Source organism: Hymenobacter agri (assembly GCF_054778495.1).
This window is the reverse complement of record NZ_BAAGZM010000941.1, coordinates 1-1157: the sequence shown is the minus strand read 5'-3', so window position 1 is coordinate 1157 and position 1157 is coordinate 1. Positions and strand designations below refer to the sequence as shown.

At 63.4% G+C, this 1157-nt stretch carries 2 protein-coding genes; both read right to left on the bottom strand.

The genetic code is table 11. The annotated features are described in order from the left end of the window. Positions 1 to 641: hypothetical protein (locus ACYVDE_RS23545; protein ID WP_460503960.1), on the bottom strand; the 641-nt coding region annotated here is incomplete at its 3' end. Between the two features lie 11 nt (positions 642 to 652). Then, complete coding sequence (locus ACYVDE_RS23540; RefSeq protein WP_460503959.1) at positions 653 to 1009, bottom strand: hypothetical protein; 357 nt, start codon at positions 1007 to 1009, stop codon at positions 653 to 655. Positions 1010 to 1157: the final 148 nt, after the last annotated feature.

The window sequence follows — 1157 nt, the reverse complement described above, 5'->3', positions numbered from 1 at the left end:
CGGCACGCGGAGTCCGGCGCGGCGCAGCTCGACGACGACCGTCCACGAGCACCACTTGTCGCCAAGGGCGCCGCCGGCCTCGCGGATGAGGGCGTCGACTTCTTGGCCGCGGTTGTATCCACGCTCCCGGATGCCGACGAGCTTGCCTGCTTCGGCAACAATGCGGGCGCGGAGGCCGGCACGGCCGTCATCGCCAGGTTGACCATAAACGCCCCGAGGCAGAGCAAGAAAGCCAAGGAGAACAAGGAGTAGTTTAAACGGGTGCATCGCATGTGGAAAATGAATTGATTGACTTTGCGCCGCTCAGCATACACTGCCAGGCGGTCGGCGTAAATGCGCTCGTCCTGGTAGAGTGGCTTGCGTAGCTCATCGCTGAGGTTCTCGTAGAGCTTGCCCTCGCCCTCCAAGCTTTCGCCCTGGTACTTGTGAAAGCGGCCCAGGAACTTCTCGTACACGAAGAGCCCGCCGTGCAGCACGCCGCTGAAGAGCAGCGCGGCCAGGCCCAGGGCGTTGAGGATTTCGATGCCGAAGCTGCCGGCCGTGGGGTCCAGCACGCGCAGAATGGGGGGCAGCACGACGAAGATGACGCCGGTGGCGAGCAGGCCGGCCGCGGCCCGGCGCAGGTAGTGGGGAATTTCCATAAGCTGTTGGATTAGGTGCCAGCCCGGTGCTGGCGGATGAATTCAGTAATGTCCTTGTTGAGTTCGCGGTAAGTGGTTTTGACCTCCTGCAGGCCGGACTCGAGCGATTTGACGCTCGACGAAAGACTGGCCACCAGCACGTGCAGGTCGGTGTACTTTTTCACGATTTCGGCCAGCGCGTTGACCTCCCGCTCGCCCCGGTCAAGCCGCGTTTCACAGGTAGCAATGCGCGCCAGCGCGTCCGAAAACGCCTTTTCTTTCTTCTCCCGGGTGGCCTTGCCATCCTGGAGATAGTTGCGGGAGATGGTGTACACGCCCATGCACCCGGCAATCACCCAGCCCATGCTGGACACGTCGAAGAGTGCCATCTTAAAACAGGCGGTAGGTCGGCGCCGCGGCCGCGTTGGTGACCACCGGCCGCGGCGCGGTGGGGGCTGTGTAGGCACTGGACGTGAAGTAGGTGGCGAAGCGCGTGGCCGAGGCCTGGGCGTTGAGAAACTGGCGGGCCTGCGTGAG